The 16,758-nt window shown below is 43.6% G+C and carries 16 protein-coding genes; 3 read left to right on the top strand and 13 right to left on the bottom strand.

The window, feature by feature from the left end; all coding sequences use genetic code 11:
• Positions 1 to 116 precede the first annotated feature (116 nt).
• The 7 genes from apf (FFM64_RS10330) to FFM64_RS10300 form a co-directional block, all read right to left on the bottom strand.
• Positions 117 to 851, bottom strand: coding sequence for an aggregation-promoting factor (apf, locus tag FFM64_RS10330; RefSeq protein WP_137607947.1), 735 nt, complete (start codon positions 849 to 851; stop codon positions 117 to 119).
• Between the two features lie 457 nt (positions 852 to 1,308).
• Complete coding sequence (gene apf / locus FFM64_RS10325; RefSeq protein WP_137607946.1) at positions 1,309 to 1,878, bottom strand: aggregation-promoting factor; 570 nt, start codon at positions 1,876 to 1,878, stop codon at positions 1,309 to 1,311.
• Positions 1,879 to 2,303: 425 nt separating this feature from the next.
• On the bottom strand, positions 2,304 to 2,678 hold the full coding sequence (locus FFM64_RS10320; RefSeq protein ID WP_137607945.1) for a biotin/lipoyl attachment domain-containing protein: 375 nt from the start codon (positions 2,676 to 2,678) through the stop codon (positions 2,304 to 2,306).
• A gap of 36 nt (positions 2,679 to 2,714) precedes the next feature.
• Positions 2,715 to 3,629 (bottom strand): sce7725 family protein, encoded by a 915-nt coding sequence (locus FFM64_RS10315; protein WP_137607944.1) that lies wholly within the window; start codon positions 3,627 to 3,629, stop codon positions 2,715 to 2,717.
• Entirely contained in the window at positions 3,626 to 4,342 is a 717-nt protein-coding gene (locus FFM64_RS10310; RefSeq protein WP_137607943.1) for a hypothetical protein, read from the bottom strand. The genes FFM64_RS10315 and FFM64_RS10310 overlap by 4 nt, the downstream gene beginning before the upstream one ends.
• The gene (locus FFM64_RS10305) at positions 4,332 to 6,710 is read right to left on the bottom strand and encodes an ATP-dependent DNA helicase (protein ID WP_137607942.1); all 2,379 of its coding nucleotides are present in this window, start codon (positions 6,708 to 6,710) and stop codon (positions 4,332 to 4,334) included. The genes FFM64_RS10310 and FFM64_RS10305 overlap by 11 nt, the downstream gene beginning before the upstream one ends.
• A gap of 155 nt (positions 6,711 to 6,865) precedes the next feature.
• Positions 6,866 to 7,225: a hypothetical protein gene (locus FFM64_RS10300; RefSeq protein ID WP_137607941.1), complete on the bottom strand. Its 360-nt coding sequence runs from the start codon at positions 7,223 to 7,225 to the stop codon at positions 6,866 to 6,868.
• A gap of 209 nt (positions 7,226 to 7,434) precedes the next feature.
• On the opposite strand from FFM64_RS10300, the gene FFM64_RS10295 reads away from it, so the two are divergent.
• The 3 genes from FFM64_RS10295 to FFM64_RS10285 all read left to right on the top strand — a co-directional run bounded on the left by FFM64_RS10295 (position 7,435) and on the right by FFM64_RS10285 (position 10,407).
• Positions 7,435 to 8,649 (top strand): acetate/propionate family kinase, encoded by a 1,215-nt coding sequence (locus FFM64_RS10295; protein WP_137607940.1) that lies wholly within the window; start codon positions 7,435 to 7,437, stop codon positions 8,647 to 8,649.
• Between the two features lie 248 nt (positions 8,650 to 8,897).
• Complete coding sequence (locus tag FFM64_RS10290) at positions 8,898 to 10,100, top strand: NAD(P)/FAD-dependent oxidoreductase (RefSeq protein ID WP_137607939.1); 1,203 nt, start codon at positions 8,898 to 8,900, stop codon at positions 10,098 to 10,100.
• 37 nt (positions 10,101 to 10,137) lie between these two features.
• A complete protein-coding gene (locus FFM64_RS10285; RefSeq protein ID WP_137607938.1) occupies positions 10,138 to 10,407 on the top strand; it encodes a hypothetical protein in 270 nt (89 codons plus the stop codon).
• 128 nt (positions 10,408 to 10,535) lie between these two features.
• Here FFM64_RS10285 and FFM64_RS10280 read toward each other — a convergent pair whose 3' ends face one another.
• The 6 genes from FFM64_RS10280 to FFM64_RS10255 all read right to left on the bottom strand — a co-directional run bounded on the left by FFM64_RS10280 (position 10,536) and on the right by FFM64_RS10255 (position 16,388).
• Complete coding sequence (locus FFM64_RS10280; RefSeq protein WP_137607937.1) at positions 10,536 to 11,306, bottom strand: CPBP family intramembrane glutamic endopeptidase; 771 nt, start codon at positions 11,304 to 11,306, stop codon at positions 10,536 to 10,538.
• Positions 11,307 to 12,002: 696 nt separating this feature from the next.
• Positions 12,003 to 13,073: an ABC transporter substrate-binding protein gene (locus FFM64_RS10275; protein ID WP_137607936.1), complete on the bottom strand. Its 1,071-nt coding sequence runs from the start codon at positions 13,071 to 13,073 to the stop codon at positions 12,003 to 12,005.
• Entirely contained in the window at positions 13,070 to 13,882 is an 813-nt protein-coding gene (locus FFM64_RS10270) for an ABC transporter permease (RefSeq protein WP_137607935.1), read from the bottom strand. Before FFM64_RS10270 ends, FFM64_RS10275 begins: the two co-directional genes overlap by 4 nt.
• Positions 13,879 to 14,715 carry an ABC transporter permease gene (locus tag FFM64_RS10265; protein ID WP_137607934.1) on the bottom strand — a complete coding sequence of 279 codons (837 nt, stop codon included), beginning with the start codon at positions 14,713 to 14,715 and terminating at the stop codon, positions 13,879 to 13,881. Before FFM64_RS10265 ends, FFM64_RS10270 begins: the two co-directional genes overlap by 4 nt.
• A gap of 12 nt (positions 14,716 to 14,727) precedes the next feature.
• Positions 14,728 to 15,825: an ABC transporter ATP-binding protein gene (locus FFM64_RS10260; RefSeq protein ID WP_137607933.1), complete on the bottom strand. Its 1,098-nt coding sequence runs from the start codon at positions 15,823 to 15,825 to the stop codon at positions 14,728 to 14,730.
• 20 nt (positions 15,826 to 15,845) lie between these two features.
• Positions 15,846 to 16,388 carry a helix-turn-helix domain-containing protein gene (locus FFM64_RS10255; RefSeq protein ID WP_137607932.1) on the bottom strand — a complete coding sequence of 181 codons (543 nt, stop codon included), beginning with the start codon at positions 16,386 to 16,388 and terminating at the stop codon, positions 15,846 to 15,848.
• Positions 16,389 to 16,758 lie beyond the last annotated feature (370 nt).

The raw sequence follows: 16,758 nt of genomic DNA, 5'->3' as shown, positions 1-16,758 counted from the left end.
CACCGAACCAATGCCCTATATTTTTATCATGAATCGTTTATTCAACAACATTCCTATTGACAAGACGTAGAAAAAAGCACCGCCTAAGCGATGCTTTCAAGGGATAACTATTTATTTTAGTACCAGCCAGTAGCTTGTGAATGTGCTTTAGCTGCAGACCATGAACCATAACGAGAAGTAACGTAGTTGTCAGCAACACGTTCTTGGTTAGCGGCTGAGTAATCACCGTTAAGGTATGAAGAACTTAATTGATATTTACCAATGTATTGACCGTTGGTAACAGTGTATGAACCACCAGATTCGCGGCCGGCAATCCAAGCTTTAGCATCATTTTCGCTTGAGCTGTTATTGCTAGTGTAAGTTACAGTAGTTGTAGCTGGTTTAGCAGCAACAGTAGTTGTTTGAGTTTGTTTTGGTGCAACGTATGATGAGCTAGCAGCGGCAGCATTATTGTTGCTTGAGCTGGTAACTGTTGCTTTAGGTGCAGCGGAAACTGAGCTAGTGTTAGCTGATTGTGTCGTAGCAGCAGGAGTCGTTGTCTTAGGAGCAACGTTAGTCGTCGTAGTCGTTGTTGCTTGAGTTGTGGTTGCAACTGGGGCACTAACAACTGGTGTTGAAGCAACAGCAGTGTTACCACCAATTTCAAGTTGGTCACCAACGAAAATCAAGTTAACGTTTGATAAGTTGTTCGCATCGCGAATCGCGTTAACAGATGTGTTATAAGTGTTAGCAATTTCAGCAACGGTGTCGCCAGCTTTAACAGTAACGGTAGCAGCGTCAGCAGCAGTTGTAGTAGCAGCGAATAAAGCTAAGGCTGCAGCAGATGATAAGACAAGATTTTTGATTTTCATATTGTGTATGCACTCTCCTATAATTGGGTGTTCAGTTTAATTACATTAAATTTTTACGATTCTTAAGTTAGCAGCAACTAATGTCGCCGTAACTAATTGACAATGACTAGTATACCGAGCCAGTGTTGCAACACAATAAACAGGAGGTTACGGTTTTACCCCAATATTGTAATATAAGGCGATTTTTGTAATGATTTGTAATATTTGGTGACTATTTTTAGGGTAAAACGTGATAAAGCCGTGAATTTGAGTGAATGACTACAGCTAGGCATCGAAAGTAAGTGGTTAAAAGTTAATCAAAATAATGATATTTTGATCTAAAATAATGGTTGAACAGGTAAACAAAAAGTCGTTAAACACATTAACTTTAAGTTATAGTCCGTCATTTTTAATAATTAGGTAATAAAAAAGCAACTTGCGATTTTGCAAGTTGCTTGAAATAAGTCGTATTTAAAGTTTAGTACCAGTTATTTGCTAACCAATGTGCTTTAGCATTTGACCATGAACCGTAACGTGAAGCAACGTAGCTGTCAGCAACTCGTTCTTGGTTAGCAGCTGAGTAGTCGCCGCCAAGGTATGAAGCACTTAATTGATACTTACCAATGTATTGACCATTGGTTGCGCTGTATGAGCCACCAGATTCTTTGTTGGCGATCCAAGCTTTGGCGTCACTATCTGAACCATTGTTACTATAGTTAGAAGTAGACGTTGAAGCTTGTGATTGCGTTTGTGCAACTGGTGCGCTTTGCGTGGTTTGGCTTGATTGAGTAGTGTTGGTTTGAGTTGTGGTCGTGGCTGAGTTAGCCGTCCCATTAACTTCAAGTTGTTGACCAACAAAGATCAAGTTAACATTGTTTAATTGGTTAGCCTTTTCGATGGCTGAAACCGTGGTGTTGTTTTGTTTAGCAATCGCTGAAACTGTGTCCCCAGCTTTAACAGTCACCGTAGCGGCATGAGCAGTAGCACCGATAGCAAAAAGACTAGAAGCGGCTGCAGCAGTAGATAATAAAACGTTCTTCATTTTCATAAGTAATGTACACTCCCTATTTTTAGTCCGAATCGCTTGGTCCCAAAGTTCATTTCCAAGCACCTTAACTAAGCAATAGTATAGCCGTTGATTGTAACAAACGAATAGCAGTTGTTTTACGAAATGATCGTTAGTTTGTAATATAAGCGGATTTTTGTAATCTTTTGTAATATTTTCAAATAAATAAACAGAAACGTTTTTGCGGTAGAAAACGTTACCAATTACGTTATGCGGGCAATTATAGCGTGCTTTAATGTTCATCAAAATAAAACTAACCCCGAGTTACCGGCATTAGTTTTCCGGAACACGAGGTTAGTTGTGATGACAGAATTTAAGTGGAACACCTAGGCCGATTGAAAAAAGGCCCTGAAATCAGGTTCTAATAAATAAACTTAGCTTACTTTTAGTAATTAATAAAAGATCAACTAGTCAGCTTTCACTTTGATGAGCCAGTTATCTTTGGCGGCATTGTCAGTCATTCGGCCTGGTTGGTCAGTGAAGTCTGAATTGATCTGCTGAACAGTAATGTTGAATGGTGTCGTTAATGATTTGGTGACCTTCGAGCCAGTAATCGTCAGTAGCGTTTCACCAGCATTAAAATGGGCCTTAACTGCTGGATAGTCGATTTTGGTGATGGCCCCGAGTGCAGCTTGTGTTTCGGCAGTTAAACCGAAGATAAAGCGTTGTCGCGACTTAGTTTGTACCCAGAGGTCGCCGTAGACCATGGGCGCATGAATAGCTTGATGTTCATCTCTATAATAGTGAATCATGGTTTTCCAGGCAGATTCTTTTTTGGGCATAATCAGTCGCCTCCTGTAATGGCTTTAAGTATAGCACTAGTCGTTCAAGGTCAGTAGTCGGTGTATGAGTTGTAAGTGATGCATCAATGACAGCTTTTTGACGGTACCAAGTCCTGGAAATTTATCGCCAGTTTCATAAGCGAGTAATTCTAACAAGGCCGGTGTGCGATTCAAACCACGCAGATGAGTTGGCGCCCAAGTGGTTAATTTGTGGAGGGCTTCGAAAAACTTTTGCTTTTGTCCACGCATACTTTCGTTACTATCGGAAACAAAGTGATGAATGCGCAGTTGTCCAGTGGTCGTGGCATAAATCACGTGTAGCGCAATGGCGCGTGAGGGCATGCCTTTGTCAAAATAAATACTGCCGACCATCGAATAATCGCCGTAGCCTTGGGTGCCAAAAGGTGGTGTGGCCCAATTCGCTGCTGTGAAAAACTCATCAGTTAGTTCAGCATAATCGACGACGTGGGAGCGAAAAGTCAGTGGATCTGTTAGTAAAATAGCTCGGTCACCGGCTAGTTGTTGGAGTCGGGCATCGTTAGGAACCAAAATCCCACCAACATGCTGCAGGAGTCGTGTGTGTCGGTAAGCTTTAAGCAACGGAACGTTGTCAGCAATTAACAGGCTGGTTTGATTAGGACTGCTTAGAAACGCCGAGCTAAAGTCGGCTGCTAATATTGCGCTCGGGTGGTAAAAGGGCAAATTATCAGTTGGTGGTAATGGGTACAACTTAGTGTTATTTAAGCCATAGACACTGACTTGGGGATTCGCAATCACACTAAAAGGTTGTTGCTTGTCAATCAGGGTTTGGACTGTTTGTTGCAATTCTTTTGAATCACGAACTGGTTCAATAATTGGAATGATTTTTGACCCTAATTGTTCTTGCTCAGCTAAAGCCTTTAAGGCTAATAAATCGTACATGCGGCCACGGAAATAAGGGTAATAAGTCATAGCTGTTCCCTCAGATCTGGTTGTGTCAATGCTTGGTATTTTAATTGCAAGGCCTGATAGGCGGCATTACGCGCGTCTAACTCTTCTTGGAGTGCGGTAATCGCATCGTTTTGACCGTCGGCAAGAAAGCGGTCGTATAAATTTTTATCCGGATCGTAAACGTTGTAGCCACCGCGTGCGCGTTTTCGTAACTCTTTATATAATTGATCTTCTGAATACAGCTGTAGTCCCTTTTTAACGCGTTTGGCTTTGTCGACTTCACGGAAAAGGGAAGCAATAAAGTGGCTGATGAGAGGGCCTTCTTCAACTTGTAAGTCTTGGTGTTGGGCCTTCTTGGCGACGGTCAAGAATCCTGGGGCACGCAACGGTTGATTGGCTAAGTCGAGTGCGCGTTGGTCAAAGGCTCGATAAATTAAGACCCCGATATGGCTGGGAATTTCATCGGCAACTTCTTCATATAAAGCCTGTGGTAAAACGAAATAATTATAGTTTCCAATGAAGGAAAGTTTAGCTTTAGAATGAAAGTCTGATTTTGTTACTTTTAACTCGTAACAACGCCACTCCAGTGAACCATCCGGCAATTGTTGGTAACTCAAGGTGTCCACGATACCTTTGTCCGCTGGCATCGAAACTTCTTCGACGACGTACGCCCCTTGTTCCAAACAATATTGGTAAAGAGTGCTTTCAAGTTGTCGTGTGAGTTTAGTCTTCATGGTCTGTTGCCTCCATTTGTTGCCAGAAATTGGCAATTGTTGCTTGTAATTGTGGTACCGAGTAAATTGATTGGAAATACCGCCAGTGTGGTGGAAATAAGTCAGTGTAACGCTGACTAGCGAAGCGCTGATCCAGTAATAAAATAATCCCAGTATCATGACTACTGCGAATTAAACGTCCAGCGGCTTGTAAAACGTTATTCATGCCAGGCAGTTGATAAGCATAGGCAAAACCTTGACCATTATCATGATCGTAATAATCACGAATCAAGTTGGTTTCAGGATTAATTCCAGGCAAGCCCACGCTCACGATGGCGACGCCGATTAAGCGGTCACCACGTAAGTCGATTCCTTCTGAAAAGATCCCACCTAAGACACAAAAGCCGACCAAGGTCTTTTCGGGATTGGCTTGAAACTGGTCTAAGAAGGCTTGGCGTTCGCTACCAGTCATGGCGTTAACCTGCGTTGTGGTCTGGATGTCCGGATTTGCGAGTTCAAAGGCGGCCTTAATCTGGGTCAAATAGCCATATGATGGAAAGAAAAATAAATAATTGCCGGTTTTAGCAGTCACTAACGTTTTGAGACTGGCGACAATGGCCGCCTCACTATGTGGCCGCTCGTGATAAGTCGTTTGGATGTATTGCGTGACTAAAATCGCCTGATGTTTTGGCGGAAATGGTGACGGCAACTGATAGGCCAAGCTGTTGGCTTCACCGCCTAAAACGCGTTGGTAATACCCCATTGGTGACAGTGTGGCTGAAAAAAGCACTGCGCCGGCGCCAAGCTTTAAGGAACGGTTTAAAAAGTCACTGGGATCGAGACAGAGTTCTTTGACGGTAACGTGGTGACCTTCCTGTACGGTCCGCGTTTGATAGCTACCATCATACATGTCACTGATCTTGACGAAAGTCAGACAGTCAAAAAAGTAGTCGCGGACAGCATCAAGTAGTTCGGACGGTTGTTGTTTTTGTAACCAATCACTGATGAAATCGTTAAAGTTGCGCAAAGTGCGACTTAATTTGTCAGGCGGATCAATTGAGAGCTGTTCGGTTACATCATCGTCAATTAAAGCTTGACTGATACGACCAAAACTACGGCGAACTTTCCTGAGTTCCCGTTGTAGGTCGTCGCTAGGTTGTGATTTATCCGGCTTCGCCAGTTTTAACAAATGCGCAATTGGCGCGTCACTAATCTCAGCGGAATACATCGATCGGGCACGGCTGACTAAATTATGAACTTCGTCGACTAGAAAAAAGTTATCCAAGTCTTCTTCACTAAAGAAGCGTTGTAAATAAACGAGCGGGTCGAATAAATAATTGTAGTCGCAAATAATGACATCACAAAAGAGCGAGATATCTAGTGAGAACTCGAATGGATCAAGCGTATGTTCACGAGCGTACTTTTCAATGATCGGTCGCGTCAACTGAGTTTCATGAGTTAGAATGTCTTTCAGTCCGGGTTTTAATCGATCGTAGTAGCCAACCATGAATGGATTTTCTTCAGGTGGCACGTCCTGTTCTTCAGGAAAACGAATCTGGTCCTTGGCTGTCAAAGTAATACTTTTTAACTGTAAGCCATCGTGACTCATCAGGGTGAGGGCTTCTTCGGCGACATGTCGTGTACTCTGTTTGGCAGTTAAATAAAAAATACGTTCAATTTCATCTTCACCCATGGCTTTGATTGCTGGAAATAAAGTCGAGATTGTTTTACCGGTCCCGGTTGGGGCTTCAACGAAGAGGCGTTTTTGAAAATGAATCGTCTTATAAACAGCGGCGGCTAGTTCATGTTGTCCGGTCCGATAACTCGGAAATGGAAATGGTAAGTCCGCGATTGAAGCATTTCGCTGTTGTCTCAGATCAGCACGTAGCGTTAGCCAGTACTCATACTCGGTAATTAAGTTCTTGAAGAAGGTCTCAAGTTCAGGGCGTGAGAGCACGCGTTGCGTTTTGGTGATTTTTTTATTAATTACTTGGAAGTAAGTCAGTTGTAGCGTGACCTCATCAAGCTCTGGATGATCTTGCAAGATTAAATAGCCGTACACTTGAACTTGTCCCCAATAAAGGTCGCGGGTATTATCAGTGAGGTCATCGAAAGCTTGATCCGAGGTTTTGATTTCTTCAATGAGAATGCCATCAGTGGTTGTTTGAACGCCATCTGCTCGACCAGAAATGAGATAGTCAGTCCCGTTCATCGTGACCGTGGTTTTTAAGTAGACCTCGCTCTGATATGCTTCCGAGCGGGTACTTTGGAGCTGACGATGGATTTTGGTGCCCGCTAAAGCCGTATTTTGACTGTTTTTGACTTCGTTGAGATCGCCCTTGCGCAGGACGAATTCAACGAGCTGTCGGATTCCGATTTTAGTTGGCATACCAAATTCCTTTCTGAACATAATTAGGTTTTATTATAAAACAGACGTTCGGCTTTGTCTGCCGAAAGTCTGAATTAACTCATTTTGGCGTAATTATCCCAAGATTGATCACAGTAAAAAAGTCATTCGCATTCACGAATGACTTCAAGTGAGTGTTAGTACCATTGACTGTGTCGCCGTTTCAACGTGCGTCGTAAGCTAAAACCGTAACTGACGATGCCAGCAGTAATGAGAATAGCCAAAATACTGGCTAACCAAGAATGCTGTGAGCTAAAGTAGGTGGCATAACCAGCACTCAAGCTAATGATGCCAATCATGGGTGCTAAAACTTTGAGGGGCACCGGATGCATAAAGATTAGGCCAACCAACAGCAATACTAGTGCGGTAACGGCGCCTTCAATACCGATGCGGGTGCCAAAACTCATCAGGAGGGCTACCAATAGTAAGCCAACCCCTAAGACGAGTAATAATGTGGCAAATAAATTACTAAGCGTCCAAGTAAATGATTTTTTCATGATGAGCACCTCGCTTTCATTATTTTAATTATAGCTTAATCAGGGACAATTAAACGCATGATATGCCTTAATGTTTCGTTGAAAGTGATCTAAATTAAGTTGATTTTCACACAATTTGCGGTCTTTTTCACAGCAGTCTTGAAAGCGCATTCAATATTAGTTACACTGAGAGTATGCACACTTGATGATGGATGGAGGAAATGAACATAATGTCAAAAGTATTAGCAATTAACGCTGGTAGCTCAACTTTAAAATGGAAGCTATTCAGTTTACCAGAAGAAACGGTGATCGCCTCAGGGATGGTTGACCGTTTAGGCTTATCAAACTCTGTGTTTGTTTTAAAGAAGGCCAATGGCGAGAAGTATTCAGAAACTCATGACGAAATTAACGCGCAAGAAGCGGCCGCGATGGTTCTGACCCGGTTGAAGAGTGACGGTATCGTCGCTCATTTGACTGAAATTACTGGCATCGGTCATCGAATCGTGGCTGGTGGGGAAGACTTTCAAGATTCAGTGGTTATTACCCCAACGACGCTGAAGCAAATTAAAGACTTATCTGAATATGCGCCGTTACATAACCCAACGCAAGCTTATTATATTGAAGTGTTCCAGCAATTATTACCAAAAGCAATTCAGGTTGCCGTTTTCGATACGTCACTGTATGCGAAAATGCCTGAAGTAAACTATCTTTACAGTATTCCTTACGACTACTACAAGCAATTTGGCGCCCGTAAATACGGCGCTCATGGGACCAGTCATCGTTATGTGGCCCAACGTACGGCTGAACTATTAGGCAAACCATTGGCTGACTTAAAGCTAATTACGTTGCATTTAGGCTCGGGTGCGTCAATTACCGCCTTTGATCACGGGAAAGCCATTGATACGTCAATGGGCTTCACACCATTAGCGGGGATTACCATGAGTACGCGCTCCGGGGACATGGATGCGTCGATGATTCCATTCTTGATGCGTCACTTGGGAATTTCAGATGTCCAAGACTTTATTGATATTTTGAACAATAAGTCTGGGTTGTTAGGTATCTCTGGCGTATCACCCGATATGCGGGACTTAGACAAAGCGGCCAACGAGGATCACAACCACCGTGCAGAATTGGCACTACAGATTTTTGCAAACCGAGTTGTGAAATATGTCGGAAGTTACATTGCTGAAATGAACGGGCTGGACGCCTTAGTCTTTACCGCGGGTGTTGGTGAAAATTCCGTCGCCATGCGGTCACGAATTCTCAATCAATTAAGTTACTTTGGCATCACGATTGATGAAGAAAAGAATAACTGCCATGGCGTTGAACAAGTCATCAGCCAACCGAATGAACCGGTAACGGTCATGGTTGTGCCAACGAACGAAGAATTAATGATTGTGCGTGACGTGCAACGCTTGACGCGGCGGGCGCCAATTAATAACTAAACTTTCAAAAAGACACCTGTGAGGGTGTTTTTTTATTTAGTAATGCGGTCATTTTAATTTAGAAAGCCAATTGACGGAATTAACATACCACAATAGCTGATTTTTTCAGGCTGGCAGTGTACCATGGTGATAACTGAGAAGTTATCTATTGTACAGTTCAGGCTAGTATGAGACGAACTGATTTGATAAAATGGGTGATAGCTTCGATTTTTAATTAGACTTAGGTTTAACAAAGGGGATTAACTAATATGGCAACAACAGTAGTATTGGGTGGTGGCTATGCAGGAATGCGAGCCATTAAATTTTTACAGAAATCGTTACCAAGTGGCGACGAGTTAATTTTGGTTGATAAAACAGCGCAACATACTGAGAAAACGAACTTGCATGAAGTAGCGGCCGGGACAATTGACCCCGAGCGAATTACTTATGATATTCGCACGGTGATCGGTAAAGACGTGCAGTTCGTGCAAGCGGCGGTCACACATGTCGACGTTGATCAAAAAGTGATCAACTTGGCTGACCACGCCGACTTAAATTACGACTATTTAGTCTTGGCGCTTGGGTTTCAATCGGAAACCTTTGGCGTCCCTGGTGCGGATACTAATGCACTGGCGATGGATGACTTGGCGAGTTCGCAGGCGGTCTATGCGCATATCGAGGAAACCATTAAAGGTTACGCTGAAACCAAAGACCATAATGATTTAAAGATTGCGGTCTGTGGCGCGGGCTTTACTGGGATCGAACTTTTAGGTGAATTAACCCAATCGTTACCAAAACTCCAAGCAAAATATGGTACCCCGGCGATTAAATTAGTCTGTTTAGAACGGATGCCATCAATTCTGCCAATGTTTACACAAGATTTGCGTGACTATGCCTTGAATTTTATGGCAAAACATCAAGTAGAGATGATGCTTGGGTCGATTATTGCTGAAATTAAACCAGGGGCTGTCGTTTACAAAGATGGTGATGATCAAACTCATGAGTTTGCAGCGAATACAATTATTTGGACGGTCGGGGTCAGTGGTTCACAAGTTATTGCGGATTCGGGCTTTGATCAGCGCCGAAACCGGGTCGTGGTTGAACCAGACTTGTCCTTAAAAGATCATCCAGAAGTCTTTATTATTGGAGATGTGGCTGCCGTGATGGATCCTGCCAGCAAGCGACCTTATCCAACGACTGCCCAAATTGCCCTGGCTTGTGGCGAGCAAGCGGCTAAAAACATCAGCGCACTGCGGCATGAACAGCTGACGGAGTCCTTTGTTTATCATTCTAGTGGGACGGTGGCGTCATTAAGTGACCGTGATGGGATTGGTGAAATTTTCAGTAGTAATAAGCCGGTCCATGGTTACCCAGCGTCTGTATTGAAAAAGGTGATTACGGATCGGTCGCTAGTGGAAAGCGCGCATTTAAGCACGATGTTTAGCAAGGGACGTTTTGATTTATATCATTAAGTTGTACCAGTTTTGAGGCTTTTGGGGAGGCTTTAAAATGAAAAGTTCTGAGATTCGTTATCCGGTGACACGGTTGAAAATCGGTTTTGTGACGCTAAATGTGGTGTTACTGATTGTGAGCTTACTTTTTAGTCAGCTCTGGTTACTTGCGAGTTTAGCCTTTGTGTCGCTGCTGATTTTAAATGGTCAGTTTCTGATATTTGAAGATACCCGTGACCATCAGCCACTAAGTCGTTGGAGTTTAGTACTAACCCTGGCATTGATTGTTGTGTCAGTGCTTAAGTTTGTGATTATCACATCGTTATAACTGAAATGCCCTGCAATTACTTATGGTTTAAGTAATCGCAGGGCATTTTTAGAATATGATTAAGTGACATTTTTCGCTTTGGTTGGCTGTTCTATGCTAACACTAATTAGTTCGTTCATGATTTTGGTTTAAATTTCAGTTTTAATGGTTTCGTTTTTGGTTTGTCGGGCAACCCAGATAATTGCTAGGATTAGCAAAACACCGTAGAATCCGGCGACCATCAGTGACGTTTGCGCCGGCATATCTAAATTGCTGGAACTAGTCGGATGTTGCACCAATTGGACGATGACAGAGAGGTCTGTCAGGCTATGCAGGACGATTGGTAGTATCAAGTTATGCGTCCGCACGTAAATTCCAGCAAATAGTGTCCCCATTAACATCGCAAACAGAATCTGTGGTAGCACATAGGTCAACGAAATATGAGAACTGTTGATGAGATGCAAGCCACCGAAAAAAGCACTACTAATCAGAATACTGACAAGTGGTTTACCGTGAAATGACCGGGCAACGATGGGCAAAAGAACACCGCGAAAAACGACTTCTTCGGTAATCCCAATTAATAAGACGTAAGCGGCATACAGGAGCACGAGACCGCTAAAAGGTAGTTTGAGTAACTTTCCTAGGTTAACGGAGACGAGTAGCCCAACTAAAAGTAATGCCGGAAAAGTGGTACGGAGCTGACTCCCGAATCGTTTGCCTGACCACCATTGAATGGGGACGTGGGCGAATAAACGATTAAAGCCTAAAACACCCAACAAGACGACCGCGTCTTGCAAAATGCCAGCCCATTTGACTGGTACTAACTTGAGATGTACCAACCAGGCTGCTACAAAAAATAAGATGATGACCCAAATAAATAAGACAATTGCTAATCCTAAGCCGCGCCGAAAAGATTTCATTTTAAACCCTCCAAAGTGATGCTTACGTTTAGTTTACCATGTGAAGCTTGGATTGAACCATGAATTGTCGGGTGTAACGGTCAATACTGTGTCTTTCAACGGATCAGTGAGTTAAAGGTTGAAAGCATCGAGATGTAGCACCAGTGACCTTTACGTCTAAAGTAGGATTCACCTAAATTTAACGCTCCGTCAGTCAAAACCGGTGTGCTGTGGGGGACGGCGCCAGCCAAGGTACGGTCTGACGCCTAACTTTAAAGCCGGAAAACCACGTCTTTGAAGTGCCCCGCAGGATTAGTCAGCCAACAACGCCGACTAATCTTGCCGACACCGCCCACCGATTTCGACTGCCTCCGCTAAACATAATAATGGATTTATCCCCTGGAACCACTGATTGGCTGGAGGTTGTTGCTGATAGCATCGGACGTGTAGGTGACGTTTGACCGGCGTGTTTTTGCCGGTCTTACACCACGGACGGTCCGGGGAATTTGCGGTTTTGGCAAAGTCTCCGGACGAGGTTCAAGACGTCCCTAAGGCTTGAACCGTTCCCTCGTCCGCATGTTATCAGTAACAACCGGAAGTGACAGTGATCGACTATTTGTATTTTCTGGTTATTAACGTGATAGCGCAGGCCAACAATTTTAGCTGTTGAGTCAAAAAAGTGGTCGAGAATCAATTTCTCGGCCACTTTTTGTCGGACTAATGATGCATCTTAAATTCCAAATAACGGTCATTATAAAGACCGACTTTTTCTGGTGATAAGTTCTGATAGATTTGTAAATGTTTGATCGTCTGATTATCAGGATAGAACTGCCGATCATTGCGAATGGCTTTAGGTAACAATGCTTTCGCCTTTTTATTTGGTGTCGCGTAGCCGATATATTCGGCATTTTGGGCCGCGTTTTTAGGCTCACTCATGAAATTCAAGAATGCGTAGATGGCTTTGAAATGTTTGGCGGTCTTAGGAATGACTAAATTATCAAACCAGAGATTACTGCCTTCTGATGGCACCACGTAATGCAAGTGTGAGTTGCCATCGAGCATTTCGGAAGCTTCACCGGACCAATCAACCGCCACGGCCGCTTCGTTTTGAATCATATACATCTTGATTTCGTCAGCGACGACCGCTTTAACGTTAGGTGCCAGCCGATTAAGCTTATTCTCGGCCGCTAACAGGGTTGCTGGATCGGTGGTGTTCATTGATTTCCCCATCGAAGCGAGCGAAAATCCCATCACATCACGCGCGCTGTCAATCAACATGATCTTATTCTGGTACTTTTGTTCCCAGAGGTCATTCCAGTGTTGAATACTTCCTGGTTTGACATATTTATCATTATAAATGATGCCCAACGTTCCCCAGAAATAGGGCACGGAGTATTTATTGTCACGGTCAAAAGCCAGGTTCATGAAACGGGAATCGTAATTTTGCATACCAGTTAACTTGGATTTATCCAATGGTAACAATAACTTAGCTTCTTTCATCTTTTCAATCATGTAGTCACTTGGCACGGTCAGATCATAGCTGGTCCCACCTTGTTTGATTTTGGTGAACATCGCTTCGTTACTGTCGAAGGTTTCAACATTAACGTGATAACCCGTCTCCTTTTGGAATTTTTTCAGGAGATTTGGGTCAATGTAGTCTCCCCAAGTGTATAAATTGAGCACTTTTGAACCGGTACTACCCGTACTAGATTGCAGATGATGTGCACCAAATGCCAACAGACCGCAAACTGCGAAGAGAGCAATGATCACACTAAAGAGTTTCTTCATTTCCGCCGCCCCCTAACGTTGGAGCGATGCCGACTACTATATTGATTAATAAAGTAGTAGCCGATGACCAATACCATCGCCATTAAGAACATTAGGCCAGATAAGGCGTTAATTTCCAAATTGATGCCTTGCCGAGCTCGCGAATAGATTTCAACGGATAAGGTCGTAAAACCATTACCAGTGACGAAAAAGGTGACAGCGAAATCATCCAGTGAGTACGTCAGTGCCATGAAGAAGCCCGAGAAAATTCCGGGCATGATGTAGGGCACGATGACTTGGCTCAAAAGTTGCCAGTTATTCGCGCCTAAATCGGCAGCGGCATCGAGCAAACTGGTACTCATTTCCTGAATCTTCGGTAAAACCATCAAGACCACGATTGGAATCGAAAAAGCAATGTGGCTCAGTAAAACGGAACCGAATCCCAAAGGAATCTTTAAGGCGGTGAAGAAGATCAAGAAGCTCGCACCGATAATGACGTCTGGTGACACCATCAAGATATTGTTCAGTGCTAACAGGGTGTTTTTGGTGACTGGGCGAGTCGTATTATTAATTCCGAGTGCCCCCAGCGTCCCAACGGCTGTTGCTAATAGTGACGAAAGTAAAGCAATTAATAAAGTGTCTAAAAAGATGGCAATTAAACGGGTATCCGCAAACAAGTCTTGATAGTGTGACCAAGTAAAGCCATGAAAATTAGTCATGGTGTCACCCTTACTGAAAGAGTAGACCACTAAGAAAATGATGGGCGCGTATAACACGATAAATACTAACCAAAGGTACAGGTTGCGCCATTTAAATCGTCGTTGCGTCATTTTGTCAGCCCCTTTCGTGCGTGGCGTTTGCCACTACCACCAGTGAGCCACATGATAATGACCATCGCGACAATTAGGACGACCCCAATCGTGGAGCCCATGCCCCAATTCATCGTGGTCAAGAAGTGTTCTTCAATGGCCGTCCCTAACGTGATCACTTTGTTACCGCCGATTAGACGGGTCAACATGAAGAGTGATAACGAAGGAATGAAGACGGCCTGAATCCCAGCCTTAACGCCAGGTAACGTTAGTGGAAAAATTACCCGACTGAACGTTTGCCAATTAGTCGCGCCTAAATCGCGACTCGCGTTGACGTAAGACGGTTTCAGCTCGCTGATGGAATTGTAGATTGGCAAGACCATGAATGGGATTTGAATATAGGCCGCGACGAAGATAAAACTGAAATTAGTAAATAGCAATTGCTTTGGCCCAATCCCAATAAAGCTTAAAAATTGATTGGCGATGCCGGCTTGACTAAAGATTCCGATAAATGCATAGGCTTTCAACAGCAAGTTGATCCAAGTTGGCATAATGATTAGCAAAAGCCAAAGTTGCGGATGCTTGGTCTCATTTAAAAGATACGCCGTTGGATAACTAATCAAAAGGGTCGCCAATGTAATTAGAAACGCATACCAGACGGAATTGACCGTCATCATCAAGTAGGTGCTCGATGAGAAGTAAGTTTGATAATTAGCGAAGGTAAACTGGCCATCGATATTAAAAAATGACTGGTAAATTAATAGCAGTACCGGCGCGATGACGAACAGTAGAATCCAAAGCGTATAGGGGACAAAGTAAGCCGTGTTGCGGCTCAAGCGTTGTTTTCGTTGCATAGCGATTCCCCCCTAATCGTCTTCGTATTGTTCGAGGCGCGCATCGAAGGCGGCTTCGGTTTCGTGCAACCGCATGACGTGGATGTCTTGCGGATCAAAGGTCAAGCCAATCGGTGTGCCTTCATCAGCTGGATTGGTTGAATGGACGAGCCACTCGTTGTGGTCATTGTCATAAGCCACGATTTCGAAATAATTGCCCCGGAAAAGCTGTGAATCAACAGTAACCACTAGTTTTCCTTGGGCGGCTGGCACAATGTCCAAATCTTCTGGGCGTAACACGATTTCGACAGCTTCATCTGGGCGCATCCCAGCGTCAGCACATTCAAATTGTTTGCCGACAAATTCGACTGTATAGTCTTTCAACATTTTACCGGGAATGATATTACTTTCACCGATAAAGTTAGCGACAAAATGGTTGATAGGTTCATCGTAAATATCGACGGGCGTGCCACCTTGTAGGATTTGACCATTATTCATCACAAAGATTTCGTCACTCATCGCGAGGGCTTCTTCTTGGTCATGGGTCACAAACAAGAAGGTGATTCCTAATCGTTGTTGCAAGTCACGCAGTTCATACTGCATGTCTTTACGCAACTTGGCGTCTAGTGCTGATAAAGGTTCGTCGAGTAACAAAACCTTGGGCTGCATAACTAACGCGCGGGCAATCGCGACACGTTGTTGTTGACCACCAGAAATCTCACCGATTTCACGGTTGCCAAAGTCACCTAGTTGAACGAGTGATAGGGCTTCTTGAACCCGTTTATCGATTTCTGCCTTAGCAATTTTATGTAGTTTTAAGCCAAAGCCGACATTTTCAGCCACATTTAAATGAGGAAATAAGGCGTAATCTTGAAAAACGGTGTTAACTTGCCGCTGGTTTGCTGGTAGGTTGTTGATGACTTGACCATCAAAATAAACTTGCCCGGATGTAGCATCGGTAAAGCCAGCAATCGTCCGTAGAATGGTCGTTTTACCACAGCCAGAAGGCCCCAGTAACGTGTAGAATTTTCCTGCTTCGAGTTCTAAATTAATATCTTTAAGAATCTGCTGGTCACCATAACTTTTGCAGACATTGGTTAGGTGAATGATTGGTTGTGTATTAACCGCCAATTTGAAAGCCTCCTTTTAAGTTACAAGTAGGACGCGGTGGTCACGAGGGTGAACGTACATGGTTCGAGTCCGATATTCGTGAGTTGGTGCGCCTGCGTTGCGTGGAAATACAAGCTATCGCCATCAGTAGCACGATAGTCTTGTGATCCTAGGTGTAAATTGAGCGTGCCAGCTTGGACGATAATTAACGTCTCCGCTGGCGAAGGCTCGAAAGGTTTGAAGCGACCATTGGGAGCTAAAGTAATCTTAACTGGCTCGAGTTCGTTTTCATTCGATGCCGGTATTAACCATTTTAGCTGATAACCTAGGGCTTCATCGTCAAATACGATTTGTTCATTGGGATGATAAACAATCTTGTCGGTAGGCTTCTCTGGCGTGAAAAAGGCAGCCGGAGTTTCGCCTAGTACTTCTAAGATGGCAAAGAAAGTTTCCATCGAGGGTGAGGACTGATTATGTTCAAGCTGAGAAATATAGCCTTTGCTTAAATCTGTGCGTTCACCGAGTTCTTCTTGGGTCAGTTGTTTTTGCATACGCAGGTTGCGGATGCGTTGACCGATATCCATGACAATCACCGCTTTGTTTTGTAATAGTAAACAACAAGTTTAGTTTAAGCTTTAATTATTATAGCGAAAGTTTCGTTGAAGAAAAGTTACATTTTGATGAAAGTTGAGTTTCGGTTCTATGACGTTTAGTTTTAGTTACTTTGTCAGTTCAAACTGAATGCAGTTAGGGTTTAAAGCTGACTAAGTCAAGGTTGAAAAACTCAAAAACATCACACATGTCCCAGTACCAAAAACCGTCACATCTAAAGTAGACTTGCAACACTCAGCGCTCCGTCAGTCAAAATCGGTGTGCTGTGGGGGACGGTGCCAGCCAAAGTGCGGTCTGCCGCCTCAATTCAAAGCCGATAAAACACGTCTTTGAATTGCCCTG

This window comes from Lactiplantibacillus daoliensis (assembly GCF_005405005.1).
In the GTDB taxonomy this organism is placed as follows: domain Bacteria; phylum Bacillota; class Bacilli; order Lactobacillales; family Lactobacillaceae; genus Lactiplantibacillus; species Lactiplantibacillus daoliensis.
Note: the sequence above shows the minus strand (reverse complement) of the source record. Positions and strands in the feature narration are given on the sequence as shown.

Excerpts from the sequence above, each read along its gene's own strand:
- apf (WP_137607947.1), bottom strand. The coding sequence starts at position 851 with ATGAAAATCAAAAATCTTGTCTTATCATCTGCTGCAGCCTTAGCTTTA.
- FFM64_RS10320 (WP_137607945.1), bottom strand. The coding sequence starts at position 2,678 with ATGCCCAAAAAAGAATCTGCCTGGAAAACCATGATTCACTATTATAGA.
- FFM64_RS10270 (WP_137607935.1), bottom strand. The coding sequence starts at position 13,882 with ATGACGCAACGACGATTTAAATGGCGCAACCTGTACCTTTGGTTAGTA.
- FFM64_RS10310 (WP_137607943.1), bottom strand. The coding sequence starts at position 4,342 with ATGAAGACTAAACTCACACGACAACTTGAAAGCACTCTTTACCAATAT.
- FFM64_RS10275 (WP_137607936.1), bottom strand. The coding sequence starts at position 13,073 with ATGAAGAAACTCTTTAGTGTGATCATTGCTCTCTTCGCAGTTTGCGGT.
- FFM64_RS10255 (WP_137607932.1), bottom strand. The coding sequence starts at position 16,388 with ATGGATATCGGTCAACGCATCCGCAACCTGCGTATGCAAAAACAACTG.
- FFM64_RS10295 (WP_137607940.1), top strand. The coding sequence starts at position 7,435 with ATGTCAAAAGTATTAGCAATTAACGCTGGTAGCTCAACTTTAAAATGG.
- apf (WP_137607946.1), bottom strand. The coding sequence starts at position 1,878 with ATGAAAATGAAGAACGTTTTATTATCTACTGCTGCAGCCGCTTCTAGT.
- FFM64_RS10305 (WP_137607942.1), bottom strand. The coding sequence starts at position 6,710 with ATGCCAACTAAAATCGGAATCCGACAGCTCGTTGAATTCGTCCTGCGC.
- FFM64_RS10285 (WP_137607938.1), top strand. The coding sequence starts at position 10,138 with ATGAAAAGTTCTGAGATTCGTTATCCGGTGACACGGTTGAAAATCGGT.
- FFM64_RS10280 (WP_137607937.1), bottom strand. The coding sequence starts at position 11,306 with ATGAAATCTTTTCGGCGCGGCTTAGGATTAGCAATTGTCTTATTTATT.
- FFM64_RS10290 (WP_137607939.1), top strand. The coding sequence starts at position 8,898 with ATGGCAACAACAGTAGTATTGGGTGGTGGCTATGCAGGAATGCGAGCC.
- FFM64_RS10300 (WP_137607941.1), bottom strand. The coding sequence starts at position 7,225 with ATGAAAAAATCATTTACTTGGACGCTTAGTAATTTATTTGCCACATTA.
- FFM64_RS10265 (WP_137607934.1), bottom strand. The coding sequence starts at position 14,715 with ATGCAACGAAAACAACGCTTGAGCCGCAACACGGCTTACTTTGTCCCC.
- FFM64_RS10315 (WP_137607944.1), bottom strand. The coding sequence starts at position 3,629 with ATGACTTATTACCCTTATTTCCGTGGCCGCATGTACGATTTATTAGCC.